This is a genomic window from Xanthomonas sp. LMG 12462 (assembly GCF_009192885.1).
GTDB classification, from domain to species: domain Bacteria; phylum Pseudomonadota; class Gammaproteobacteria; order Xanthomonadales; family Xanthomonadaceae; genus Xanthomonas_A; species Xanthomonas_A sontii.
In genome coordinates this window covers 89150-112894 of the sequence record NZ_NMPP01000011.1, presented here as the reverse complement: position 1 = coordinate 112894, position 23745 = coordinate 89150, and the positions used below count along the sequence as shown (strand labels likewise).

Sequence of the window (23745 nt, the reverse complement as noted above, 5' to 3'; positions counted from 1 at the left end):
CGACGGCAGTCCGTGGCGACAATGGCCGCAACGCGTGTCGCGCCTCGGAAAGGTGTCTCGAAAGAACGCGACACGCGCAAGAAAAAGGGGAAGACGCCATCCCGGCCGCCTTCCCCACCCTGGCTGTTTTGCCGGCACTGGCCTCAGCGCGCGGCCGGCGCCGGCGCCGTCCATTGTGCGAACACCGCATCGAGTTGCGCATCGCTGACCGGCTTGCCCTGTTGCACCGCCTCGGCCTGCGCGAACAGCGGCACGATGATCGCCATGCCATCGGCCTTGGTCTTCAGCTGCACGCCCGGCGGCTTGCCGAGCAGGCCGTCCCAACGCGCGCGCACCCTGGCCCAGTAGTCCCGGGTTGCGCTCCAGTAGGTGCGGGCCGGGGTGAAGTCCACGCTCGTGGTCTTGACGTAGTCGTTGAAGCCGAACTCGCGGGCGATGGCCTGCTGGCTGCCATCGGGCTTGCGCAGCACCTTGGTGTTGAACTGCTCGTGGGTCCAACCGGCCGGGGTCAGCGTGTGCCGGTTGACCACCGCCAGCGCGTTGTAGTCGCTGCGTTTGGTGTACTCGCGGCGCGGCAACGGACGCCAGCTCAGGTCGCTGGTCCAGGTCGGATGGCCATCGGCGTAGTCCCAGCGCCCGGTGCCGCAGTAGCGCGGCGCGTCGCTGACCTCGTACACGCACTGCGTCCAGGCGCCACGGGTGGTCGCGGCGTCGAGCGGGCGCACCTGCCAGGTCTGGTCGGCGCTGAACTCGAAACGCTGCGGCGCCTCGTAGATCCAGTCCTGGCGCCAGTGCTTGGTCACGTGGCCGCTCTTGGGCTCCACCAGCAGATGCTGCAGCACCACCTTGCGCGGACTGTCCTCGACCACGATCACCACTTCGTCGCCACCGCTGCGCATTGGCGCGGCGCGCGCGTAGCCGGGCTGCAGCAGCACGGTCTCGTCGAAGGCGAACGCCACCGTGTACTCGCCCTGCATCGCCAGGATGCTGGCACGGTCGCGCGCCGGGTCGGCGCTCTCGGCGTGGACGGGGAGGCTGCCGGCAAGCAGCAAGGCGCAGAACAGGGGCGGAGCTTTCATCATCGAGAGAGGTGTCTTGGTTGATGGGAAACGAGGAAACGCCAGCGGCCGCTCACAACCGCAGCAGCGGCCACGGCCGCTCGGGATCGGGGCGCGACGCAGGGCGTCCGGCGCGGGCGCAACAGCAGTCGTCGACCAGCACATCGCCCTCGGCCGCCTCCAGGCGCGCGATGCGGCGGGCGATGCTGGCACCGAGCGGCGACACGCCGGCGACGCTGGCCGCCAGCACGCCATCGGCCGCGTGCAGGCGCAGCGCCCGCGCATGCCAGCCATCGCCGCGCAGGCGGCCGGCGACGCGCCGCCACAGCCGCTCGGCGACGCCGCCGTCGGCGGCATCCTGCGCCGCGGGCAGCGCCGACAGCAGCATGTCCCAGGCGACGAAATCGCTGTCGGGCAGCAGGTACAGGCGCCAGCAGCACTGCTGCTGGCGATCGTAGAAGCGCAGGCTCTCCAGCACGCCGTCGCTGTCCACATCCAGGTGCGCGGCCACGCTGCAGGCGTGGCGCCAGCCGATCAGTTCGGCGCCGGTGTGGGCGCGGTACAGACACAATACCGTGCCCAGTGCGGCCAGTTGCGCCGGGCGCGGCAGCGGCGCGGCGATCCGCTCCGGGCCGGTACGCGCTGGCGCAGCGATGCGCATGTAGGGCTACCAGTCCAGCGCCAGGCTGACCGAGACGTTGCGCCCGGCGCCGGTGTAGCGGTCGAGCACGCGGCTGCGGGCCAGGGTCGCGCCGGGCAGCATGTTCCAGTCGATGTAGCGGCGGTCGGCCAGGTTGAACACGCCAACGTCGAGCCGCGCGCCTTCGGTGAAGCGCCAGTGTGCGAGCAGGTCCAGCGTCGCGTAACCGGCCGGCGTGTAATAGCTCGGCAGTTCCGGCCGGCGCTTCTTCGCCACCGCGGTGGCGACCAGTTGCGCGCCCCAGGTGTTGCGGTCGTAACCCAGGCCGAGCACGCCGCGCAGCGGATCCACCGAATTGAGCGGCGTGCCGTCGGTGCGGTTGTCGCCGCGCGCATAGGCCGCGCTGGCCTGCAGCGACCAGCCGCTCCAGCGCGCATCGAGTGCGCCGACGTCGATGCCGGCCTTGGCTTCCACGCCGCGGATGGTCACCCTGTCGACGTTGCGCGATTGATACAGCATCAGGCCGTCGGCGTTGAAGCCGACGAAGCGGTAGGACTCGATGAAGTCGCGATAGGCGTTGCGGTACGCGCTCAAGCCGGCGTAGACCGCCGGACCGGCGTAGCGCACGCCCAACTCCGCGCCGCGACTGGTCTCCGGCTTCAGGTCGGGATTGGCGATCGCGGTGTAGCCGATGAGCAGATTGGTGAAGCCGATATTGACGTCGTTGTAGGGCGGCGCGCGGAAGCCGTGCGCGTAGTTGGCGTACAGCGACCAGGCATCGTCCAGGCGCCAGATCGCGCCGAGCTTGGGCGAGACGTTGCGGTCGCTGATCTTCTTCGCCGCCACGCCGGGGTTGTCGGTGGCGAAGATCGCATCGACCTGCGGCGACAGCCGATAGTAGTCGGCACGCAGCGCCGGCGTCAGGCTGAAGCGGCCGTCGGCCAGCGCGATCTCGTCCTGCAGGTAGGCGCCGGCCTTGAGCGTCTCGGTGATCGGGAAGTCGCGGACCGGGAAGGTTTCCATGCCCACGGTCTTGCTGATCGTGCCGGTGCGCAGGTTCAGCGTGTGGCCGTCGCGCTTTTCGTGGGTATCGGTGTGCGACAGGTCGATGCCGTAGCTGATGTCGTGGACGATGCGCCCCTGATCGACCCGCTTGTGCAGATTCGCCTGCAGCCCGTACAGGCGCTGGTCGAAGTCGTGCTCCATGTGCCGCAGCGTGCCGTTGCTTCGGCGTTCGTCGGTGCGTTGCAGGCTCTGGCTGTCCTGGCGGTACAGCTGCCACTGCAGGTCGTCGGCGAGCCGCGTGTCGAGCTGGTCCACCTCGTGTGCCAGCGACACGCGGGCGCGGGTCTGATGGTCGCGGCCGCGCTGCGACAGGATGCTGGCGGTGACGTTGCTCAGCGCATCGATGCGCGAGTAGTCCTCGTTGCCTTCCACGGTCAGCTTGAAGCGCTGATTGGCGCTGGGCGCGTAGACCAGCTTGCTGAGCAGGCTGCGGCCGTCGCTGCTGAGCGGATTGGGCGCGGTGCGGGCGGCGCCGATGCTGCGGTTGTCGCCCTGGGTTTCGCTTTCCTGGCCCTGGCGATGGCTGACCGCGGCCATGCCGCTCCAGCGGTCGCCGCCGAAGGCGACCAGCGCGCCAGCGAACAGCCCCTTCCACTCGCTCTCGTAGCCGAACTTCAGGCCGACGTAGCTGTCCTTGCCCGGCGCCAGATAATCGGCCGGATCCTTGGTGACGTAGGCGACCACCCCGCCCAGCGCATCCGAACCGTACAGCGCGCTGGCCGGACCGCGCACGATCTCCACGCGCTTGAGCGTGTCCATGTCGACGAAGTTGCGGTTGGCGTTGAGGTAGCTGCCGAAGCTGAAGGTGTCCGAGACCGGGATGCCGTCGGTCTGGATCAGCACGCGGTTGCCGTCCAGGCCACGGATGCGGATGCCGGAGATGCCGCTGAAGCGGCCGCTGTTGCCGGTGGCGGACACGCCGGGCGTATAGCGCAGCAGATCCTTCAGGTCGTGGACCAGTGCGCGGTCCATCTGTTCGCGGTCGATCACGTCGACGCTGCCGGGTACGTCGACGATGGCGCGCTGGGTGCGCGTGGCGGTGACCTGCAGGCGGTCGAAATCGCGGACGGCGGACGCGGCGCTAGCGTCGGCGTCGGCGTCGGCGTTGGAGGAAGAAACGGGAGCGGCATGCGCGCCGGCGGCCAGGGCCAGCCACAGCGCGCAGGTGAGCGGGGCGGTACGGAACATGGAGAGCATCGGTGGTCGCGGAAGACCCTCGACCGGCACGGCGCGGGGTCCGCGCCTGGCCGAGGGGGAGAGAAGGATCGCGACTGCGAGGCGGCCGCGGCCGGCGCGCAAGGGCGTGGGCCAGGTGGCGGCAGATCGGACGGGGAGACCGGCCGCGCGCGGCGGCCGGAGGGCATCACTTGGTCAGGATCAGCTTGTCGTTGCTGGTGTGGCGCAGACGATAGACGCGGTCGCCGTGCTGGATCAGCACTTCGCGGCGGCCCTTGAGCAGCGCCTGGCTGCTGATGGTTTCTTCGGCCGGCACTGCGCGCGGCACGGTGCGCTCGCGCAGGCTCAGGGTCTCGGGGTGACGCAACAGCACGGGTTGAGCGGTCATGGTCGAACTCCATCCACGGGGTGCATCGAGATGATAATGATTCTCAATGCTTAATCAAGACCCATTCTCGCCCGATTCGATTCGCAATCCCGATCGAAACCCCGACCACGAAAGATTCCAAAGATCGCCACACATCAACGCCTTCGCCGCCGCGCCACCGCTGCACTGCGGCGGCGCAAGCGCATGCCGTCGTCAGCGCACCGCGGCGTCGACCCGTTCCCACCACGCCGCGTCGTCGCGCGCGGCCAAGTCCAGCGCGGCCAGGTTCTCCAGCAGCTGCGACACCCGGCTGGCGCCGAGGATCACCGTGGACACGTGCGGGTTGCGCAGGCACCAGGCGATCGCCAGCGACGCCGGCGCCACGCCCTCGGCCGCGGCCAGCGCGGTGAAGGCGCGCGCGCGCTCGATGCGGCGCTGCGCCGGCGGCCCGATCACTTCCTGCTGCAGCCAGGCGTTGCGCTCCTGGCCCAGCCGCGAGGCCGGATCGATGCCGTCGTTGTACTTGCCGGTCAGCAGGCCCGAGGCCAGCGGCGACCAGATGGTGGTGCCCAGGCCGAGTTCGGCGTACAGCGGCGCGTACTCCTGCTCCACGCGCGCGCGGTGCAGCAGGTTGTATTGCGGCTGTTCCATCGACGGCCCGTGCAGGCCCAGCGCGCGCGCCACCTGCGCCGCCTCGCGGATGCGCTCGGCCGGCCACTCGGAGGTGCCCCAGTACAGCACCTTGCCCTGGCGGATCAGCGCGTCCATCGCGCGCACGGTTTCCTCCACCGGCGTGTCCGGATCGGGGCGGTGGCAGTAGTACAGATCCAGATAGTCCACCCGCAAGCGCTTGAGCGCGGCATGGCAGGCGTCGGTGACGTGCTTGCGCGACAGCCCGCGCTGGGTCGGGCGCGGCGATTCCACGGCGCCGAAGTAGACCTTGCTGGACACGCAGAAGCCGTCGCGCGGCAGCCGCAGGTCGGCGATCACGTCGCCCATCACCTGCTCGGCGCGGCCGTGCGCATAGACCTCGGCGTTGTCGAAGAAGTTGATGCCGTGGTCCCAGGCGGCGGCGATCAGATTGCGCGCTTCGTCGCGGCCGGTCTGCCCGCCGAAGTTGATCCAGGCGCCGAACGACAGCGCCGACAGTTGCAGCCCGGTGGCACCGAGGCGACGGTATTGCATGGCAACTCCTCCTGCTGAGCGAACCCGCGGCACGGCCGGGGGCGGCCGCACAGTGTAGCGGCGCTGCCGCAAGGCCCCGTCGGCGCCGCCACGCCGGCGGCAGCCAGGCGCCCCGCTCTTGCGAATCCCCAATCCCCAATCCCGAATCCCCCGACTGAACACGCCTCGCCTTGCCGGCCGTCACCCCCTGCACTAGGCTTCCCGTCTTTGGTCGGGGACCGGGGACGCAGATGGTCGAGGGATTGGGAAGGATCGGCTTCGGCCTGTTCGGTTTGGCGGTGTTGATCGGGATCACCTGGCTGTTCTCCAACAACCGCCGCGCGGTGGACTGGAAGCTGGTCGCGACCGGCCTGGTCCTGCAGATCGGGTTCGCCTCGCTGGTGCTGCTGGTCCCGGGCGGCCGTGAGGTGTTCGACTGGCTCGGCCAGGTGTTCGTGAAGGTGCTGAGCTTCGTCAACGAAGGCTCCAGCTTCATCTTCGGCAGCCTGCTCGACACCAAGACCTACGGCTTCATCTTCGCCTTCCAGGTGCTGCCGACCATCATCTTCTTCTCCGCGCTGATGGGCGTGCTGTACCACCTGGGGGTGATGCAGGCGGTGGTGCGGGTGATGGCCTGGGCGATCACCAAGGTGATGCGCGTGTCCGGCGCCGAGACCACCAGCGTCTGCGCCAGCGTGTTCATCGGCCAGACCGAAGCGCCGCTGACGGTACGCCCGTACATCCCGCGCATGACCGAGTCCGAACTGCTGACGATGATGATCGGCGGCATGGCGCACATCGCCGGCGGCGTGCTGGCGGCCTACGTGGGCATGCTCGGCGGCGGCGATCCCGCGCAGCAGGCGTTCTACGCCAAGCATCTGCTGGCGGCCAGCATCATGGCCGCGCCGGCGACGCTGGTGGTGGCCAAGCTGCTGATTCCGGAAACCGGCACGCCGCTGACCCGCGGCACGGTCAAGATGGAAGTGGAGAAGACCACCAGCAACGTGATCGACGCCGCTGCCGCCGGCGCCGGCGACGGCCTGCGCCTGGCACTGAACATCGGCGCGATGCTGCTGGCGTTCATCGCCCTGATCGCGCTGGTCAATGCGCCGCTGACCTGGATCGGCGACGTCACCGGCCTGGCCAGCGTGATCGGCCGCCCGACCAACCTGTCCACCATCTTCGGCTACGTGCTGGCGCCGGTGGCCTGGGTGATCGGCACGCCGTGGCCGGATGCAACCACGGTCGGTTCGCTGATCGGCCAGAAGGTGGTCATCAACGAGTTCGTCGCGTATACCGAGCTGTCGCGTATCGTCCAGGGCCAGGTGCCGGGCGTGAGCCTGAGCGCGGAAGGCCGGCTGGTCGCCACCTACGCGCTGTGCGGCTTCGCCAACTTCAGTTCGATCGCGATCCAGATCGGCGGCATCGGCGGCCTGGCCCCCGAACGCCGCCATGACCTGGCCCGCTTCGGCCTGCGTGCGGTGCTGGGCGGCTCGATCGCCACCTTCATGACCGCGACCATCGCCGGGGTGCTGTCGCACTTCGCCTGATCCGGCCGCGGCATCCGCCGCACCCGTCTTTCTTTTTTTCAGTTCCAGTCGAGAAGCAGTACATGCCTATGAGTTCGGTCATCGTCGTCGGTTCGTTCAATGTCGACCATGTGTGGCGTTGCGAGAATCTGCCCGCACCGGGGGCGACCATCGCCGGCCGCTACAGCACCGGCCCCGGCGGCAAGGGCTTCAACCAGGCGGTGGCGGCGGCGCGCGCCGGCGCGCGTACCAGCTTCGTCTGCGCGCTCGGCGACGACGCCGGCGGCGCGATGGCGCGCGGCCTGGCCGCGCAGGACGGTATCGCCCTGGTCGCCGAGGCCAGCAGCGAGCCGACCGGCACCGGCGGCATCTACGTCGACGGCCACGGCCGCAACACCATCGTCATCGGCGCCGGCGCCAACGCCGCGCTGAGCCTGGACTTCGTGCAGGCGCAGCGTCCGCTGCTGGGCTCGGCGCGGGTGCTGCTGGCGCAGCTGGAATCGCCGATCGAGACCATCGAGGGCACCCTGGCGCTGGCCCGCGAGGCCGGCCTGACCACGGTGCTCAACGCCGCCCCGGCCAACGCGCAGACCAGCATCGGCCTGCTCAAGCTGGCCGACGTGCTGACCCCCAACGAAACCGAGTTCGCCGCCCTGCTCGCCCGCCATGTCGGCGTGCGCGTGGACGCCGACGACGTCGCCGCCACCGATGGCGGCAGCTTGCACGCGCTGTGCCGCAAGCTGCTGCCGGGCGGCACCGTGGTGGTGACGCTGGGCGCGGTCGGTGCGTTCATCTCGCACCCCGAGGAGCGCCTGCTCGGCGACACCCAGCCCTACTACCGGATCGGCGCCGAAACCGCGCATACCGTGGACACCACCGGTGCCGGCGATGCCTTCAACGGCGCCCTGGTGGCGTCGCTGGCGCAGTCGCCGAACGCCGCGTTCGCCACCCACGTGCGCTTCGCCAACCACTACGCGGCGCGATCCACCGAGGCCGAAGGCGCGGCGGCATCGATGCCGCGGCTGACGCCCGAGGCCGGCTGAGCGATCGGCGCGACGGTGCCGGCCGTCGCCGTTGCCTGCCATCACAAACCAGCGCCGGCGCTGCGCCGGCCACGCATCCGACAAGGAGTTGCCGATGCCCCGCCTTTCCGTCAGCCGGTTCACCGCACTGTGTGCGCTGCTGCTCCCGCTGTCCGCCGCCGCGGCACCGCGCTGCGACTGGAACAGCCTGGCCGCCGACGCCGACCGCGCCGCGGTGACCGTCTCCGCCGAACGCCTGCAGCAGGTGATCGCGGCGCATTACGACGATGCCGAGCAGGAAAAGGGCGCGGCGCTGGCGCGGACCCTGCTGCAGCGCGCGCAGACGCCGCAGCAGCCGGGCACATTGGAAGGCCGCTGGAAGGTGCGCTCGATCCAGGTCGACCCGCACTTCGCCTACGCCTATCCCTACTTCAAGGCCGAGATCCGCCGCGATCCCTGCGGCTACCACCTGAGCAAGACCAGCGGCTCGCAGCGCCGCAGCGGCACGCTGTATCCGCTGTCCGCCGGCAGCCATGAGCTGGCCTTCCTCGGCGCCAGCACGGTCAACGACGAGCCTGAAGCGGCCTACGCGCCCGGCCATGCCGCCGACGGCACGCACGGCAACAGCGTCGGCCGCCTGGTCGCGCTGGGCCCGGACGAACTGCTGCTGATCCTGGACGGCAAGGACAACGGCTTCGAGCTGTACCAGCTGATCCGCTGACGGCCGCGCGGGCCGCCCGGCCCGCCAGCGCATGCGCCCCGCTACACTACGCGCATGCGTATCGGCCCCTACACGATCGAACCGAAGGTGATCCTGGCACCGATGGCCGGGGTCACCGACAAGCCGTTCCGGCTGCTGTGCAAGCGGCTGGGCGCGGGCCTGGCCGTGTCGGAAATGACCATCTCCGATCCGCGCTTCTGGCAGACCCGCAAGTCGCTGCAGCGCATGGACCACGCAGGCGAGCCGGACCCGGTGAGCGTGCAGATCGCCGGCACCGAACCGCAGCAACTGGCCGAGGCCGCGCGCTACAACGCCGACCACGGCGCGCAACTGATCGACATCAACATGGGTTGCCCGGCGAAGAAGGTGTGCAACGCCTGGGCCGGCTCGGCGCTGATGCGCGACGAAGCGCTGGTGGCGCGCATCCTCGGCGCGGTGGTGAAGGCCTCGCCGGTGCCGGTGACGCTGAAGATCCGCACCGGCTGGGACTGCGACCACCGCAACGGCCCGGTCATCGCGCGCATCGCCGAGGACTGCGGCATCGCCGCGCTGGCGGTGCACGGGCGCACCCGCGACCAGCATTACAGCGGCCAGGCCGAGTACGCGACCATCGCCCAGATCAAGGCAATGCTGCGCATTCCGGTGATCGCCAACGGCGACATCGATTCGCCGCAGAAGGCGGCGCAGGTGCTGGCCGCGACCGGCGCCGATGCGGTGATGGTCGGGCGCGCGGCGCAGGGCCGGCCGTGGATCTTCGGCGAGATCGCGCACTACCTGGCCACCGGCGAACTGCGGCCGGCGCCGTCGCTGGCGTTCGTCCGCGACACCCTGCTCGGCCACCTGCAGGCACTGCACGCGTTCTACGGCGAGGTGCAGGGCGTGCGCATCGCGCGCAAGCACCTGGGCTGGTATGCCAAGGATCAACCCGAGAACGCCGCGTTCCGCGCCGTGGTCAACCGCGCCGAGAGCGCACAAGCGCAACTGGCGCTGACCGCCGAGTACTTCGATGCGCTGATCGCCGGGGTGCCGCCGGCCTTGTCCGCCGCCGCCTGACGTCTTCTTCTCCCTGGAGCATCGCCATGGGCACGTCTCCCGAAACCCCGACCTATCTGCACGGCTATTCCGACACCGAACAGGCACGCCTGTTGAAACAGGCGCGGCTGCTCGAAGCCACCCTGTTCAACCAGATCGACTACACCGGCGCGCGGCGCCTGCTGGAAGTGGGCAGCGGCGTCGGCGCCCAGACCGAAGTCTTGCTGCGGCGCTTCCCGGAGCTGCACGTCACCGGCATCGACCTGAGCGAGGCGCAACTGCAGGCCGCGCGCGACAACCTGCAGCGCATGCCCTGGTGCCAGGACCGCTACACGCTGCAGCAGGCCGACGCCGGCGACCTGCCGTTCCAGCCGCGCAGCTTCGATGCGGCGTTCCTGTGCTGGGTGCTGGAGCACGTGCCGTCGCCGGCGCGGGTGCTCAGCGAAGTGCGGCGGGTGCTGGCACCGGGGTCGCCGGTGTACGTGACCGAGGTGATGAACGCCTCGTTCCTGCTGCATCCGTACTCGCCGAACGTGTGGCGCTACTGGATGGCGTTCAACGACTTCCAGTACGACCACGGCGGCGACCCGTTCGTCGGTGCCAAGCTCGGCAACCTGTTGCTGGCCGGCGGCTATCGCGACGTCAGCACCGAGATCAAGACGCTGCACCTGGACAACCGCGAGCCGGCGCGGCGCAAGACCATGATCGGGTTCTGGGAGGAACTGTTGCTGTCGGCGGCCGAACGGCTGCTGCAGGCCGGCGCGGTGGATGAGGAGACCGTGGCCGGCATGCGCCGGGAAATGGCCCAGGTGCAGAGCGACCCGGATGCGGTGTTCTTCTATTCGTTCGTGCAGGCGCACGCGACGGTGTATTGAGCGGCGTTTACGGCGCCGCGGTAGGCACCTGCGCGCTCACCGGCGCGGGCGATGCCGGCTCGGTCCAGATCCGTTGCCACATCCGCGCCAGCGCTGCACCAATCTGCCCACGTGCCACGGGCGCCCGGTACGCCGCCTGCAGCTGCCGCGGCGGTATCGCCGCCCAGCCGTCGCCCTGCTGTCGCGCCACCGCGAAGTTGAAGTTGTAGTCCGGTTCCAGGCCCATGCGCAGGTCGCTGAGCACCAGTTCGCCGTCCTTGACCTGCGCGCGCATGAAGCCGCGGTTGAACCACGTCAGGCGCTGCACCGCCGGCAGGTCGCGCACCTGCGCCAGCGCCTGGGTGTTGGAGGGATAGCCCTGGAAGCGCATCGGCCCGCGATCGGCGACCAGCGAGCGCTCGCCGATCACGTAGCCGCTCGGGGTCATCGCCACCACCCGCCACAGCAGCGTGTTGAACGGCATCGGCACCGAGAAGCGCGGCGCCTGCGCCAGGCCCATCGCCGCCAGCGCGCGGTCGGCCTCGCGGTCGACCAGCTGCTTGGCCAGCAGCGACCAGCCCAGGTAGACACTGCTCAACAGCAGTCCGACCAGCAACGCCTGCTGCGCCACGCGACGCGCGCGGGCGAACCAGGCGATGGCGCAGGCCAGCAGCAGCCACAGCGTGTAGGCGGGATCGATGATGAACACGCTCGACCACATCGTCGGCGATGGCCGCAGCGGCCACCACAGCTGCGTGCCGTAGACGGTGAACGCATCCAGCAGCGGGTGGGTGATCAGCGCCAGCTGTATCGCCCAGAACCAGCGGTGCGGCGCTTCGGCCACGCGTCCATGGCCGAAGCGCCGGAACAGCCACCAGATCAGCCAGCCGAGCAACGGCAGCACGAACAGCGAATGGCTGACGCTGCGATGCACCGTCATCAGCGTCACCGGATCGCGGGTCAGCGGCAGCAGGATCAGCGCATCGAGATCCGGCAGGGTGCCGAGCGCGGCGCCGGCAAGCAGTGCCGCGCGCCGATGTGCGGCCGGGGCGATGGCGGCGGCAATGGCGCCGCCGAGCACGATCTGGGTGAGGGAATCCATCGGCCGATGCTAGCAGCGATGCAGGAATGGGTGCGTGGCCATGGCAGTGGCGCGGCGGTCGCTCGTTTGCTGCTGTCGCAGATGTACAACACGCGGCACGGGCAGCAGTTCGGCCCGATGCCGATCCTGCCAAGCGCTTCAAGCGAAAGCGCCGCTGCGACTGCAAGGGCATCTCCGATGACGAGGGAAGGCCATTTGCAGGCGTTAGCTGTGGCGAGACGCCACAGCTAACGCCTGTCGCGGCTGAAGCCGCTCCTGCGACGACAACGGCATGTCCACACCGAGTCGCAGCAAAGCGGATGAGCTGACGTCGCTCCCTCTGCGGAAAGGCACCCCATCAGGATGCCCTTCCCTACCCAGGCAGCGCCTGGATCAGAATCCGAATCCCTCGAAGAACAGGGTGTACGCATCGTCGGAGGACGTGGCCGCCGTGCCGGGATTCTCCGATTGGAAATAGCTGATCACGTCGGCTGCGATGACGCCCAGCCACTTCCAGAATCGTCCCTTCCTCTTCGAGGTGCCGCCCTCTGCCGCGAACTGACCGCTTTCGGCCGCCTGCCTGGACCAGTAGCGTGTGGAGTGCCTGGCCACGCTCAATCCACCCAGGATCAACGCGCCATTCCTGGAGGTGGGATCGAGCTTCGCCAGGGCGTCCCGCTCCAGCTCCTCGAATTGCGCCGCGGCGGCCTCCAGGTCGTCGGCGTTCTCGACGATCTGGTCGATCCGCACGACGAATGCGAATTCCTCGGCACTGAACCGCTGGCGAAATCCCGTCAGGTTTTCGGTCACCGACCGCGTCGGGTCGATCCCATCGATGATCGGCTGCTGTGTGGCGATGAACTGCTCCAGCGGCATGCCCGGGGCGTAGCCGCACTTCTTGACCAGCAGCGTCAGGGCCTGGTCGTGCGAGGGATTGAGGTCCATCAGGCAACCGAGGTACATGTTGTGCTGGGCGCCGGCGTGGTCCATGGGATTCTCCGCGGCCAGCGCGGGGAGACCGACGGCGCTGCCGACCAGCAGGGCGGCGGTTGCGAGAAAGTGCTTCTTCATGTGCATTCTCTTCATTGAACGGGGATGAGTGGGCCCGGACCCACATGGGTCATGGGCAGGCGGTCACCGCCGCATCGGCGCACGGCACGATGCGGCGGTCTTCAAGCGGAGCGGGCTGCAGCCCGGTCAGAACACGATGTCGTAGACGGTGCTGGAGGTGGTGGCCGCGGTGACCGGGTTTTCGGTGAGCAGGAAACCCACCACGTCCGAACCCACGACGGCCAGCCATCGCCAGAAGCGCCCCTTCTTCTTCGCGGTGGCGTCGCCAGCCGTGGTCTCGCCATGCTCTGCCGCGACCTTGGCCCAGTAGCGGTTGGAATGCTTGGCCACGCTCAGCCCGCCCAGCACCAGCGCGCCGTTCCTGGAGGCAGGATCGAGCCGTGCCATGGCTTCCTTCTCGAGTTCCTCGAACTGCACCGCCGCCGCATCCATGTCCTCGGCGTTCTCGATGATCTGGTCCATCCGCACGATGAACGAGAATTCGTAGGCACTGAGCTGCTGGCGCAACCCGGCCAGGTTGTCGGTCATCGGCCGGGTCGGATCGACCGCATCGATGATGGGCTGTTGCGTGGCGATGAACCGCTCCAGCGGCATGCCGGGGTTGTAACCGCACGTCTTGACCACGACGGTGAGGGCTTCGTCGGGCGAGGCATTGGCGTCCATCAGGCAGCCCAGGTACATGTTGTGCTGGATGCCGGCCTGGTCCACCGGGTTTTCCGCCGCCAGCGCAGGGGCGCCGACCACACTGCCCGCCAGCAAGGCGGTTGCGACAAGGAGCTTCTTCTTCATGATGAGCGTTCTCTCGCTATATGGAAGGGATTGGAGATGGCTGGGGTTGCGTGCATCGCCCCCGGGGGATATGGCCACCGCCGCATCGGCACTCGGTGCGATCCGGCGATTTCAGGCTAGGCAGGCCGCCGCCGCGGCACGAGGGCAAACCCGGGTCGCCACGGGAGCGAATCGGGTCGAATTGCCGGGGCCACGGCGCAAGCACGGCGGGCCGCGGACGCGCGAGCCGGCAGCGCGGCGCGTTGCCACCATCGGAGAATCAATACCTTAGGAGGATTTATTCCCGGTCTATACCCGCGGATGCGCTGGCATCGGCCGCAGCCCCGCTCGTAGGCTGCGGACTCTTCTTCTGCGCATTGCGAGGTTCCGATGCCCACCCACCGTTCCCTCTTCCATGCCGCCCTCGTCGCGGTGCTGCTTGCCATACCCCTGGCCGCCCACGCCCACGACACCCTGCCGCCGGACTGGTGCCTGGAGGAGAGCCAGGAACCGGAGGTGGTGGTGAAATTCGATTTCGACGGCGAGCAGTTGCGGCAGACGATGGACAAGTGCGGCGTGGTCGATAGCCACGAGCCGTACACCAATACGCTGAACACCATCGCCGCCTATTGCGAGGTGGTGGCGCCGTCGCGCTCGGCCAAGCCCATCGTGCTCGGCCCGACGACCTTCCTGGCACACGACCACCACAGCGCCTACCGCATGGAGCAAGGCTTGAAGGGCGCCTGCGTGGTCTGCCCGGCCAAGCGCGGGCGCTGACGCACCATGCAGGCGCGCTCGCCGGTTAGCGCAGCCGACGATCGCCGGCAGGAGAAGTGCCGGGCTTGCTCAGCCGAGCGCGTCCCGGCGGGTGTAGGCCAGCACCGTGTCGATCCTCGACTGCAGGGCGGCGCGCGCCTCCGCCGACAGCTCTCCGCAGTGCGCGAGCACGAAATAGGCCGAGCGCAGCACGTCCCGCCAGCGCGGGTTGCTAGGCAATTTGGAGACCGCCAGGTAGCGCTCCATCGCCCGCGCACGCAGGCGGCCGTCGTCGATGTTCACGCGCCAGATGCGGCTGCGCTCGGCCAACTCCAGGCGACCGGTCGCGGTGGCGCGCTCCCAGGTGTCGATGACCGCCAGCATCAGGTCGACCAGCGCGCGCCGGAAGGCATCGCGCAACGCAGGCGCGGCGGCCTCCGCTGGCGTGTGCTCGGCCTGCGCGGTGTCCGCCACCGCGCCACGGTCGCGTTCCTGCAGGCCGAGGACGACCAGCCCATCGCCACCGCGCCAGGGCGTGAAGGTCACGGCGAGCGGCGTGCCATGCCGTGCGACGATCTCCAGGCGTTGCGCGGCGCTGTCCTCCATCCGCTCCAGCGCCGCCTGCAACGCCGGGCGATCGCCTTCGGCAACGCAGGCGAACACCGTCTGCCCGACCGGTTCGGCGTCGTCCGCACCGCCGAGCAGCAGGCGGCCGGCACGATTGGTGGCCAGGACCTGGCCTTCGGCATCGAGCAGGCACAGCGCGTCCTCGCGGCTGTCGAGCAGGGTCTGCAGCAGGCTGCGATCCTCGGCCAGCGCATCCGCCTCTCGCCGATAGCGGGCCAGTTGCTCCTCGTGGCGGACCTGCCGTGCGGCTTGCAGCAAGCGCTCGCGCTGGCGGCGACGCTGCAGCCACAGCCACAGGCCGAGCGCGGCGGCGACGCCGGACACCAATGCCAGCCACAGCAGCAACGTGCGTTGGCGCAGCTGGACCTGGCGCAGGCGGTTCTCGCTTTGCAGGGCGTCGATGGTGCGCTGCTTTTCGGCGGTGTCGAAGCGGATCCGCAGCCAGTCCAGTTGGCGATCGTGCTGCGCACGGACCAGCGCCGCGGCCTCCGCGTTCGCGCGCCGCAGGGTGGCGATGGCCGCCGCCGTATCGCCACTGCTTTCCTGCAGCCGCGCCAACTCCTCCAGCAACGGCACCCGCACCGGATCGCCGCTAGCGGCCGCCGCCAGCGCCGCGCGCAGGCGGGCCGCGGCGGCGGCCGCGTTGCCTTCGAGGCGGGCGGTCCGCGCCAGCTGCAACTGCAACGCGGACGGCAGCGGCAGCGCCCATGCCTCGGCGAGTGCCAGCGCACTGGAACTCCAGCGCTGCGCCTGCGCGACGTCGCCGAGCGCCAATGCCGCGCGGATCAGGCCATCGTGCACACGCAGTTCGTACACGCGGCGGCCCTGCGCCCGGTACACGGCAAGCGCCTCCTGCAGCCAGGCCAGCGCCTGCGGCGTGTCGCCGCTGTCGAGCGCCAGCTCGGCCATGGTTTCCTGCACGTGCGCGGCCTCGATGGCGTCGCCCTGCGCGCGGTTGGCGGCAAGCGCATCGCGGTAGTAACGCATCGCGGTGTCGGACTCGCGCAGTTCGCGATACACGTCGGCGATATTGGTCAGCACGGACGCAGAGACCGCGCCGCGCGCGCGCTGGATGTCCAGGCTCAGCGTCAGGTTGCGCAGGGCGCCGCGAAAATCCCCGAGCCGGCGCAGCGCCGCACCGACGTTGTTCAGATCGCGCGCCTCGCCCATGCGATCGTGCAGCGAACGGGACAGCGTGGCCGCGCACTCGAAGCGCGCCAGCGCCTGCGGCAGGCGTTCGCGGCGAAAATCGAGAATGCCGCGGCGGCGGGTGAGCTCGTAGCGCAAGCGCGCGCCGCCGGCATCGCCGAGGTTGGCCTGCGCGCAATCCAGCGCCTGTTCGGCGGCGTCGAAGCGGCCGCCATCGAGTTGCTGCTTGGCACGTGCGAACAATGCCTCGACCCGCGCATCGCCCGCCGAGTGCGGCGTCGACACGCCCGCCTGCTGCACGCACAGCAGCGGATCGGGAAGCGGACGCGGCGCCGCGGGCTCCGCGCAGCCATAGATCGTGTTCTGCGCAATCGCGGTCGCGCTCGCCGCAAGCAGGACGCCCAGGCACGCCCATCGCAGGCATGTCCGCGGCCGCGTGCCAGGCGCGGTGACGTTCGCCTGGACGGAATCGCCAGAAACGGCGGACCAGCCCAAGCCGAACCATGTCCCCTTGGATCTGCGCGACCGGCCGCACAACGCCTTCCCTGGTTTCACGGTCTCCACAACTCCAGAACTGATCGGGATGCGGCGCACGCGCGCCGCAGCGACATGGATCAGCGTGAGGCCCGGGCGCGAACGTGGATTCCTGCCCGGGCATGTCGCGCCGACGCATCGCAGTAGACCCGATGCCACGGAAGCCGGGCAAGCGCACGCGGTGGTGATGCACACCACACACGGGTCATCGTGGAATAGCGGTCACACCGGGTTCTACGCTTCCGTCCACTGCAGGGACGGCGGTGCCACGCCCAGGGCGATTCGCGACAAGGACACCTGCGGCGCGCGCAGGCGCGGCAGCAGTCGAACGCACGACCTGCCAGTCACGCGCCAGGCTGTGCAGCGCCGCCTGGCACGATCGGCTGATTCAGGCCGCGCGCGGCCAGACATTCTCCTGCACCAGCCGCAGGCGCGGCGGCAGTTCGCGCAGCACGTCGCCGCGGTGCGAGAGCAGGCGCAGCGTGCCGTCGGCCTCTTCGGCGAGCGCGGTAAGGTTTTCCACCCAGTCGCCGTCGTTGGCGTAGACCAGGCCGTCGCGTTCGAACAGGCCGGCGCGGTGCACGTGGCCGCAGATCACCCCGTCCAGGCCGCGGCGGCGCGCGTCGTCCAGGCCGGCAGTGACGAAGCGCTCGATGTAGCGCTCGGCGGCGCTGCTCTGCCGCTTCAGGTAGTCGGCCAGCGACCAGTAGCGCATGCCCAGGCGGCGGCGCACGCGGTTGGTCAGCTGATTGCCGGTGAGGATGCGGTAGTAGAGCCAGTCGCCGAACTTCTCCTGCAGGCCGCCGAACTGGGTCACGCTGTCGTAGTCGTCGCCGTGCACCACCAGCAGGCGGCGCCCGTCGGCGGTGGCGTGCACCGCGCGCCGGCGCACCTGCATCGCCGGCAGCGCCAGCCCGCAGAAACGGCGGATCGGCCGGTCGTGGTTGCCGGGGACGTAGATCAGTTCGGTGCCGCCGCGGGCCAGCGCGTGCAGCGCATCGACCACGCGCTGGTGCGCCGCGCTCCACACCGCGCGGCGCTGCGCCATCCACCAGAAATCGACGATGTCGCCGACCAGGTACAGCTGGTCGCAATGCAGGCCGCCGAGGAAGTCGGCCAACTCGCGCGCATGGCAATGCGGCGCGCCCAGATGCACATCGGAGACGAACACCGCGCGGCGCGGTGCCAGGCTGTTGAGCGGACTCATGCCACCACCTCTGCTTCGTTGCGGGGACGTTCGAGGTAGCGCGCGCGCTTCTTGCTGCGGATGCGCTGCAGATCCAGCTCGATCAGGCCGTCGACAGCGTCGTTGAATGCGGGGTCCACGCCGAAGGCGAGGAAGCGCGCACCGCCGGGTTCGCACAGATCGGTGTACTGCTTGTAGAGCATCGGCACCGCCGCGCCCAGCGCGTCGAGGTTGCCCTTGAGCACCTTGAAGGCGGTGTCGGCGTCCAGTTCGTCGAACGCCGGCGGCGCTTCCGGATACGGGAACGGCCGCGCCGAGGCGGCTTCGCCGCTGGCGTCGCCGTAGTAGCGCGCGTAGTAGGCCACGATCTGCTCGCGCGCCGCGTACGGCAACGCGGCACTGATCGACACCGCACCGAACAGGTAGCGCACCTGCGGATGGTCCTGCAGATAGGCGCCGATGCCCTGCCACAGGTAGTCGATGCTGCGGCTGCCCCAGTAGTCCGGCACCACGAAGCTGCGACCCAGTTCCATGCCCGCGGCGATACGCGGCAGCATGCCCTCGCCGTAGCGGAACAGTTCGGCGGTGTAGAAGCCGGCCAGGCCGCGTTCGGCCAGCACCGGCGCGCCGCGGGCGACCCGATACGCGCCGACCACGCGGGTGGCGGCGCCGTCCCACAGCACGATGTGCTCGTACCAGGTGTCGTAGTCGTCCAGGTCCAGGCGCCGGCCGGTGCCCTCGCCCACCGCGCGGAAGGTCAGCTCGCGCAGGCGGCCGATCTCGCGCAGTAGCGCCGAGCCGGCGCGCAGCCGGCCGACGCGGATCTGCTTGCCGTCCAGGGTATGACCGAGGCTGCGCAGGCCGGCCACTTCAACGGCCAGTTGCGCCGGATCCTCGGCGGCGACCAACGCTTCTTCGTTCGGCGCGGTCTGCCCGCCGCTGCGGCCGAGCGCATACAGCTCGCTGCGCAGGCGCCGCATCAGTTCGGCTTCGGGCAGGTCCTGCGGCAGCGCGCGGGCGCGGCCCAGGCTGAGCGCGATGCGGCGCTCGCGGCGGGCGAACATCTCCCGCGCCAGCAGCGCGGTCCCGGCCGGCTTGAACAGCGCCGAGGCGCCATAGAACAGCGCCGAGTTGCGCGCGTGGATACGCACCGGCAGCACCGGCGCGGCGGTGCGCAGGGCGAAGCGCAGGAAGCCGCGGCGCCAGCGCCCGTCGGCGACGCCGCCCCAGCCCAGCCGCGAGACCTCGCCGGCCGGGAACACGATCACGCATTGCTCCTGCGCCAGCGCCTGCTCGATCGCCCGCACGCTGGCCGGCGACGGTGCGCCGCCGAGGATGCGCACCGGCAGCAGCAGGTCGCGCAGGCCTTCCAGCGCCCACAGGAAATCGTTGGCGACGATCTTCACGTCGCGCCGCACCTGGCCCACGCAGTCCAGCAGCGCCAGCGCATCCAGCGCCCCGGAAGGATGGTTGGCGACGATCAGCAGGCGCCCGCGCGCCGGGATGCACTCGGCGGCGGTCGGTGCGACCACGTAGCGGGCCTGCAGGAAATCCAGACCGGCCTGGACCAGGGCGAAGCCGCGCAGGTCGCGGTTGGCCTCCAGGAACGCGTCCAGCGCGTCCAGTCCCGACCATTTCTGCAGGCCGCGCAGCAATGGCCGGACCAGCCGCGAGCGGCGTCCGGCAAACCAGTGCGGGTAGCGGTCCTGAAGACGGCGTTCGAGTGCGAGCACGGCAAGCCCCCTTGCTGACTGCGCACAGCTTCGGCCGCGGCGGCGACACCGATCTTGCAATCTGACTACGGCAAGGTGACGGGCGCACCATGGCGCGCCAACCGGTTAACCTTGGGCAACGTCCGCCCCGGGCAGCATGCACGCCGCCCGGCGCCCGTGTATCATTCGCCTCCATCTTTTCATCCGAATACAAGGATATAGCCGCGATGTCCAGCTATCTCTTCACCTCCGAGTCGGTCTCCGAAGGCCACCCGGACAAGATCGCCGATCAGATCTCCGATGCGGTGCTCGACGCGATCCTGACCCAGGACAAGCGCGCGCGCGTGGCCTGCGAAACGCTGGTCAAGACCGGCGTGGCGATCGTCGCCGGCGAAATCACCACCAGCGCCTGGATCGATCTGGAAGCGCTGACCCGCAAGGTGATCCTGGACATCGGCTACAACAGCTCCGACGTCGGCTTCGACGGCGAGACCTGCGGCGTGCTCAACCTGATCGGCAAGCAGTCGCCGGACATCAACCAGGGCGTGGACCGCAAGAAGCCGGAAGAACAGGGCGCTGGCGACCAGGGCCTGATGTTCGGCTACGCCACCCGCGAGACCGACAGCTTCATGCCGGCCGCCATCCACCTGTCGCACCGCCTGGTCGAACAACAGGCCAAGGTGCGCAAGAAGAAGAACTCGCCGCTGGCGTGGCTGCGCCCGGACGCCAAGAGCCAGGTCACCCTGCGCTACGAAGACGGCGTGGCGACCGCGATCGACGCAGTGGTGCTGTCCACCCAGCACGATCCGGACATCAAGCAGAAGCACCTGGTCGAGGCCGTGCGCGAGGAAATCCTCAAGCCGGTGCTGCCGGCCAAGTGGCTGCACAAGGGCACCAAGTTCCACATCAACCCGACCGGCAAGTTCGTGATCGGCGGGCCGGTGGGCGACTGCGGCCTGACCGGGCGCAAGATCATCGTCGACACCTACGGCGGCTGGGCGCGCCACGGCGGCGGCGCGTTCTCCGGCAAGGATCCGTCCAAGGTCGACCGTTCGGCCGCCTACGCTGCGCGCTACGTCGCCAAGAACGTGGTCGCCGCCGGCCTGGCCGACCGCTGCGAAGTGCAGGTCTCCTACGCCATCGGCGTGGCCGAGCCGACCTCGATCTCGGTCACCACCTTCGGCACCGGCAAGATCGCCGACGACAAGATCGAGAAGCTGATCCGCAAGCATTTCGACCTGCGTCCGTTCGGCATCATCCAAATGCTCGACCTGATCCACCCGATGTACCAGCAGACCGCCTCGTACGGCCATTTCGGCCGCACCCCGAAGGCCTTCACCTACACCGACGGCACCGGTGCCCAGCACCAGGCCACCGCGTTCTCGTGGGAGAAGACCGACCGCGCCGAGGCGCTGCGCGCGGACGCCAAGCTGAAGTAAGCCGGCCTGCCCGCGCTTGCAAGAAAGAACGGGCCGCATTGCGGCCCGTTCTGCGTTTGGGGTGGTGGGAACTGGCCAGTGGCGGACACTGGCAACGGCCATGCAGGCAGGGGTGTGCCACGCCGCAGGAACGCTTCCGCGCAGGAGCGGCTTCGGCCGCGACAGGCGTTGCTTGGAACGCGCGTCGCAACGGAAGTCGTTCCGCAGGATGGACTGGGCCTCCTTGTGGGAGGGACTTCAGTCCCGACGACGGAGGGTGTCAGTCGGCTGTCGGCGGCGCTTGCCGCGGCTGCATGACAGTCGACTCCCGCAGGCAGACACGCGCGCTACCGCATCGTCGGCGTGCGCTCAAGGGCGGCCGTACAGGCGGCACGGCATGTGTGCTTCACCCTGGTCCGCCAGGCAGCAGCGATGGTCACGGCGGGAGCGCCTCAGCCGCGGCGCTGCAGCGCGGCCTGCAGCAGCGCCTGGAACTTCGGCAGCGGACACAGCCCGGTCGCGGCGTCGCTGCAACCTGGAATCTGCAGGGTCTGCAGCAGCGGCGGATGGCGCAGGCTCAGCGGGGTCAGCGCGCGCAACTGGTCCAGCGACTGCGCCTGGTAGCGCACACGCACGTAGCGCTGGCCATTGCGTGGGTCGCGCACCTGCTCCACCACCAGCGCCCCGCCGGGGGGCGCGTCGTCGCGGCCGAAACCGGGCAGGTGGAAGTGCAGGTCGAGCAGGCCGCTGAGCGCGGCGATGTGGGTGTCGCTGGCGACCAGCACGCTCAGCCGCGGCGCGTCGTCAGCGCCCAGCGTGTCCAGCAGGCGGTGAGCCAGCGGCGCGCCCGCGCGCGCGGCCATGTACTGCGGCCGTGCGTAGATCTCGAACAGCAAGGCGTGCAGTCGCGACACCGCGGCGATGCGCGCCGGCGTCGCGCGACCCCAGCCGACCTGGTCCAGCGGCATGCCTTCTGCGTATTGCAAGATGAACACCTCGGCCGTGCCCGAGGTCAGGTCCAGCGGGCCGTGCAGGGCCAGGCTGCGCCCGTTCGCGCCCGGGGTCAGCGACGAGGGCATGTGCACGAAGTCGCAGCGCTCCGTGCAGCCGAGGATCTCCTGCATGGTGCGCAGTTCGCGCGCATACGGTGCCAGCACCGCGCCCGGGCCGCCGGTCTGGCGCTGGATCGAGGCCACCGCGGCGGCGGCATCGAACTCCACCGCGCCGGCTTCCACCGGACGGAACAGCGGGTCGTCGCTGCCCTCGGCCTGGTGGCGGGCCTGCAGATGGCAGCCGGGCGCGAGGGTGTCGGCGAGCAGCTCCGCACTGACGATGGTGCGCTGGTCGGTGTTGGCGTAGATGCTGACCGTGCCGTCGGCGGGGCAGCCCTGCGCCGGCAGCACGCCATCGCGCAGCAGCCATTGCCGGGTGTAGTCGCCGCTGCGCTCCACCGCGGTGCGGCCGTGCGCGGTGAGCAGGCTCGGCGGCGTGTCCCATACCGGCCAGGGCTGCGACGCCAACGCGGCGGCCGCGGCCTCGCCCGGCAAGGGTGCGCGCACGCCGTGGCGGAACAGCATCCAGACCTTCTCCACCTGCAGCGCGGGCGCGGGCTTCGACGCCGGCCGCGCCTGCGCGCCCAATGCCGCCACCAGCAGCACGACCCACAGCATCCAACGCGTTCTTGTTTTCATCATCGTCCCCAACATGGAAAGTCTCACGGTGCGCTCGTGCCGCATGCGGCCGTGACACGGTCGCAGCGCAGGCCCGTGGCGATACCGAGCCAGTAGCCCAGCCGCTGCGGATCCGGGGCGCCAGCGTAGTAATCGGTGCTGATCCATTGCGCGCCGGCCTCCAGCGCCGCCCGTGCGCGGCGGCGGTCGTGCGCGCGCGCCTCGCGGCCATCGGTATCGGCGCGGGTGCGCACCAGGAAGCCCTGCGTCACCAGCGCGCGGATCCGCGGCGCCTCTGCCAGCGGATCCTCGATCGACAGCACCGCCGCTTCCGGCTGGTCCGGCGCGTACCAGCCGAACATCATGCGGCCGCGCAGCGATGGATGCGCCTGTCGGTACAGCGCCTCGTGCCGCGGATTGCCGTCGAGCACGAACAGCATGCGGCCGCGCGCCTGCGCCACCCGCGGCCAGGCATGCGCCAGCACCGCCTCGCGCAGGCTCGGCGCGTCGCCGCGCACGTCGTCGGGCACGATCAGGCGCGCACGCCCGACCACCTCGGCGATGTCGCGGTCCAGCGCGTCCAGGTCTTTGGCGTCGAAGGCGGAACGGTGCGGCCACAGGCCCGGCACCGGATCGAAATCCACCGCATTGACCAGCACCACCAGCGGCGTGTGCCGCGGGTGCGCGCGCGACCAGGTGGCGATGATCGCCAGGCAGTCGCGGAAGCGCAGGCAATGGCTGGCGTAGTCCAGGCCCGGCTGGTGCAGGACCTTGGCGCCGGGCGCGTGCATGCGGGCACGGGTCGCCGCATCCGCGCGTGCATACGGTGCGGCATACAGGCCGCCGTGCGGATCGGCGGCCACGTCGAGTTCGAGTTGCCGCAGCCCCAGCGCGAGCTGGGCCTGCAGCGAAGGATGGCCATAGGCCAGTGCCGGCCATTCGGCGGCGTCGTGCGCCTGCAGGCGCTGGCGCACCTGCGCGGTCGGCACCGGCCGATAGCTGTTATGCGAGCCGAGCAGTTGCACCTGGTCCAGGCGCAGGCCGTCGATCGGCACCGTCACCGGCACCTCTGTCGACCACGCAATTCCCGGCAGGATCGTCAGCGCCAGCCAGACGAACATCGCGGCGATGCCGACAACGCCCCA

Annotated in this window: 20 protein-coding genes; 7 read left to right on the top strand and 13 right to left on the bottom strand. The window is 69.9% G+C overall.

The features are described 5' to 3' along the window. Nucleotides 1-143: 143 nt before the first annotated feature. From CEK69_RS03900 to CEK69_RS03880, 5 genes are all read right to left on the bottom strand, one after another. On the bottom strand, nucleotides 144-1082 hold the full coding sequence (locus CEK69_RS03900; RefSeq protein ID WP_152243959.1) for a DUF6607 family protein: 939 nt from the start codon (nucleotides 1080-1082) through the stop codon (nucleotides 144-146). Between the two features lie 49 nt (nucleotides 1083-1131). After that, on the bottom strand, nucleotides 1132-1719 hold the full coding sequence (locus CEK69_RS03895; protein WP_152243957.1) for a Hemin transport protein: 588 nt from the start codon (nucleotides 1717-1719) through the stop codon (nucleotides 1132-1134). A 6-nt stretch (nucleotides 1720-1725) separates the two neighbouring features. After that, nucleotides 1726-3951 (bottom strand): TonB-dependent hemoglobin/transferrin/lactoferrin family receptor, encoded by a 2226-nt coding sequence (locus tag CEK69_RS03890; RefSeq protein ID WP_152243955.1) that lies wholly within the window; start codon nucleotides 3949-3951, stop codon nucleotides 1726-1728. 175 nt (nucleotides 3952-4126) lie between these two features. After that, entirely contained in the window at nucleotides 4127-4327 is a 201-nt protein-coding gene (locus CEK69_RS03885) for a hemin uptake protein HemP (protein ID WP_017907561.1), read from the bottom strand. A 192-nt stretch (nucleotides 4328-4519) separates the two neighbouring features. Continuing rightward, complete coding sequence (locus tag CEK69_RS03880; protein WP_152243953.1) at nucleotides 4520-5491, bottom strand: aldo/keto reductase; 972 nt, start codon at nucleotides 5489-5491, stop codon at nucleotides 4520-4522. A 230-nt stretch (nucleotides 5492-5721) separates the two neighbouring features. Here CEK69_RS03880 and CEK69_RS03875 point away from each other — a divergent pair, with 230 nt between their 5' ends. The 5 genes from CEK69_RS03875 to CEK69_RS03855 all read left to right on the top strand — a co-directional run bounded on the left by CEK69_RS03875 (nucleotide 5722) and on the right by CEK69_RS03855 (nucleotide 10649). Further along, a complete protein-coding gene (locus CEK69_RS03875; protein ID WP_017911618.1) occupies nucleotides 5722-7020 on the top strand; it encodes a nucleoside transporter C-terminal domain-containing protein in 1299 nt (432 codons plus the stop codon). 68 nt (nucleotides 7021-7088) lie between these two features. After that, on the top strand, nucleotides 7089-8042 hold the full coding sequence (locus tag CEK69_RS03870) for a ribokinase (RefSeq protein WP_017907558.1): 954 nt from the start codon (nucleotides 7089-7091) through the stop codon (nucleotides 8040-8042). 94 nt (nucleotides 8043-8136) lie between these two features. Beyond that, entirely contained in the window at nucleotides 8137-8742 is a 606-nt protein-coding gene (locus tag CEK69_RS03865) for a DUF4893 domain-containing protein (RefSeq protein WP_152243951.1), read from the top strand. Between the two features lie 54 nt (nucleotides 8743-8796). Continuing rightward, entirely contained in the window at nucleotides 8797-9795 is a 999-nt protein-coding gene (gene dusB, locus CEK69_RS03860) for a tRNA dihydrouridine synthase DusB (RefSeq protein WP_152243949.1), read from the top strand. 26 nt (nucleotides 9796-9821) lie between these two features. Continuing rightward, complete coding sequence (locus CEK69_RS03855) at nucleotides 9822-10649, top strand: class I SAM-dependent methyltransferase (RefSeq protein ID WP_152180365.1); 828 nt, start codon at nucleotides 9822-9824, stop codon at nucleotides 10647-10649. 7 nt (nucleotides 10650-10656) lie between these two features. On the opposite strand, the gene CEK69_RS03850 is transcribed toward CEK69_RS03855, so the two are convergent. The 3 genes from CEK69_RS03850 to CEK69_RS03840 form a co-directional block, all read right to left on the bottom strand. Then, nucleotides 10657-11730: a metal-dependent hydrolase gene (locus CEK69_RS03850; protein ID WP_152243947.1), complete on the bottom strand. Its 1074-nt coding sequence runs from the start codon at nucleotides 11728-11730 to the stop codon at nucleotides 10657-10659. Between the two features lie 372 nt (nucleotides 11731-12102). Continuing rightward, on the bottom strand, nucleotides 12103-12780 hold the full coding sequence (locus CEK69_RS03845) for a hypothetical protein (RefSeq protein WP_152243945.1): 678 nt from the start codon (nucleotides 12778-12780) through the stop codon (nucleotides 12103-12105). Between the two features lie 126 nt (nucleotides 12781-12906). Then, on the bottom strand, nucleotides 12907-13569 hold the full coding sequence (locus CEK69_RS03840; RefSeq protein ID WP_152243943.1) for a hypothetical protein: 663 nt from the start codon (nucleotides 13567-13569) through the stop codon (nucleotides 12907-12909). A 369-nt stretch (nucleotides 13570-13938) separates the two neighbouring features. On the opposite strand from CEK69_RS03840, the gene CEK69_RS03835 reads away from it, so the two are divergent. Continuing rightward, nucleotides 13939-14325: a hypothetical protein gene (locus tag CEK69_RS03835; RefSeq protein WP_152243941.1), complete on the top strand. Its 387-nt coding sequence runs from the start codon at nucleotides 13939-13941 to the stop codon at nucleotides 14323-14325. A gap of 69 nt (nucleotides 14326-14394) precedes the next feature. Here the strand turns inward: CEK69_RS03835 and CEK69_RS03830 are convergent, their stop codons facing one another. The 3 genes from CEK69_RS03830 to CEK69_RS03820 all read right to left on the bottom strand — a co-directional run bounded on the left by CEK69_RS03830 (nucleotide 14395) and on the right by CEK69_RS03820 (nucleotide 19533). Then, a complete protein-coding gene (locus tag CEK69_RS03830; protein ID WP_193313884.1) occupies nucleotides 14395-16365 on the bottom strand; it encodes a tetratricopeptide repeat protein in 1971 nt (656 codons plus the stop codon). A 637-nt stretch (nucleotides 16366-17002) separates the two neighbouring features. Further along, nucleotides 17003-17821: a UDP-2,3-diacylglucosamine diphosphatase gene (locus CEK69_RS03825; RefSeq protein ID WP_152243937.1), complete on the bottom strand. Its 819-nt coding sequence runs from the start codon at nucleotides 17819-17821 to the stop codon at nucleotides 17003-17005. Then, nucleotides 17818-19533 (bottom strand): GNAT family N-acyltransferase, encoded by a 1716-nt coding sequence (locus tag CEK69_RS03820; RefSeq protein ID WP_193313883.1) that lies wholly within the window; start codon nucleotides 19531-19533, stop codon nucleotides 17818-17820. Before CEK69_RS03820 ends, CEK69_RS03825 begins: the two co-directional genes overlap by 4 nt. Before the next feature lie 206 nt (nucleotides 19534-19739). On the opposite strand from CEK69_RS03820, the gene metK reads away from it, so the two are divergent. Further along, nucleotides 19740-20951: a methionine adenosyltransferase gene (metK, locus tag CEK69_RS03815; protein WP_010342184.1), complete on the top strand. Its 1212-nt coding sequence runs from the start codon at nucleotides 19740-19742 to the stop codon at nucleotides 20949-20951. A 431-nt stretch (nucleotides 20952-21382) separates the two neighbouring features. On the opposite strand, the gene CEK69_RS03810 is transcribed toward metK, so the two are convergent. Beyond that, nucleotides 21383-22600: a histidine-type phosphatase gene (locus CEK69_RS03810; protein WP_152243935.1), complete on the bottom strand. Its 1218-nt coding sequence runs from the start codon at nucleotides 22598-22600 to the stop codon at nucleotides 21383-21385. A 44-nt stretch (nucleotides 22601-22644) separates the two neighbouring features. Then, entirely contained in the window at nucleotides 22645-23721 is a 1077-nt protein-coding gene (locus CEK69_RS03805) for a Ca2+-dependent phosphoinositide-specific phospholipase C (RefSeq protein WP_226975026.1), read from the bottom strand. Nucleotides 23722-23745 lie beyond the last annotated feature (24 nt).

Bases quoted from the DNA above. Each gene is read 5' to 3' on its own strand.
- CEK69_RS03880 (WP_152243953.1), bottom strand. From the start codon at position 5,491: ATGCAATACCGTCGCCTCGGTGCCACCGGGCTGCAACTGTCGGCGCTG.
- metK (WP_010342184.1), top strand. From the start codon at position 19,740: ATGTCCAGCTATCTCTTCACCTCCGAGTCGGTCTCCGAAGGCCACCCG.
- CEK69_RS03885 (WP_017907561.1), bottom strand. From the start codon at position 4,327: ATGACCGCTCAACCCGTGCTGTTGCGTCACCCCGAGACCCTGAGCCTG.
- CEK69_RS03805 (WP_226975026.1), bottom strand. From the start codon at position 23,721: ATGTTCGTCTGGCTGGCGCTGACGATCCTGCCGGGAATTGCGTGGTCG.
- CEK69_RS03895 (WP_152243957.1), bottom strand. From the start codon at position 1,719: ATGCGCATCGCTGCGCCAGCGCGTACCGGCCCGGAGCGGATCGCCGCG.
- CEK69_RS03855 (WP_152180365.1), top strand. From the start codon at position 9,822: ATGGGCACGTCTCCCGAAACCCCGACCTATCTGCACGGCTATTCCGAC.
- dusB (WP_152243949.1), top strand. From the start codon at position 8,797: ATGCGTATCGGCCCCTACACGATCGAACCGAAGGTGATCCTGGCACCG.
- CEK69_RS03870 (WP_017907558.1), top strand. From the start codon at position 7,089: ATGAGTTCGGTCATCGTCGTCGGTTCGTTCAATGTCGACCATGTGTGG.
- CEK69_RS03825 (WP_152243937.1), bottom strand. From the start codon at position 17,821: ATGAGTCCGCTCAACAGCCTGGCACCGCGCCGCGCGGTGTTCGTCTCC.
- CEK69_RS03875 (WP_017911618.1), top strand. From the start codon at position 5,722: ATGGTCGAGGGATTGGGAAGGATCGGCTTCGGCCTGTTCGGTTTGGCG.
- CEK69_RS03840 (WP_152243943.1), bottom strand. From the start codon at position 13,569: ATGAAGAAGAAGCTCCTTGTCGCAACCGCCTTGCTGGCGGGCAGTGTG.
- CEK69_RS03835 (WP_152243941.1), top strand. From the start codon at position 13,939: ATGCCCACCCACCGTTCCCTCTTCCATGCCGCCCTCGTCGCGGTGCTG.
- CEK69_RS03810 (WP_152243935.1), bottom strand. From the start codon at position 22,600: ATGCTGTGGGTCGTGCTGCTGGTGGCGGCATTGGGCGCGCAGGCGCGG.
- CEK69_RS03900 (WP_152243959.1), bottom strand. From the start codon at position 1,082: ATGATGAAAGCTCCGCCCCTGTTCTGCGCCTTGCTGCTTGCCGGCAGC.
- CEK69_RS03850 (WP_152243947.1), bottom strand. From the start codon at position 11,730: ATGGATTCCCTCACCCAGATCGTGCTCGGCGGCGCCATTGCCGCCGCC.
- CEK69_RS03890 (WP_152243955.1), bottom strand. From the start codon at position 3,951: ATGTTCCGTACCGCCCCGCTCACCTGCGCGCTGTGGCTGGCCCTGGCC.
- CEK69_RS03845 (WP_152243945.1), bottom strand. From the start codon at position 12,780: ATGAAGAAGCACTTTCTCGCAACCGCCGCCCTGCTGGTCGGCAGCGCC.
- CEK69_RS03865 (WP_152243951.1), top strand. From the start codon at position 8,137: ATGCCCCGCCTTTCCGTCAGCCGGTTCACCGCACTGTGTGCGCTGCTG.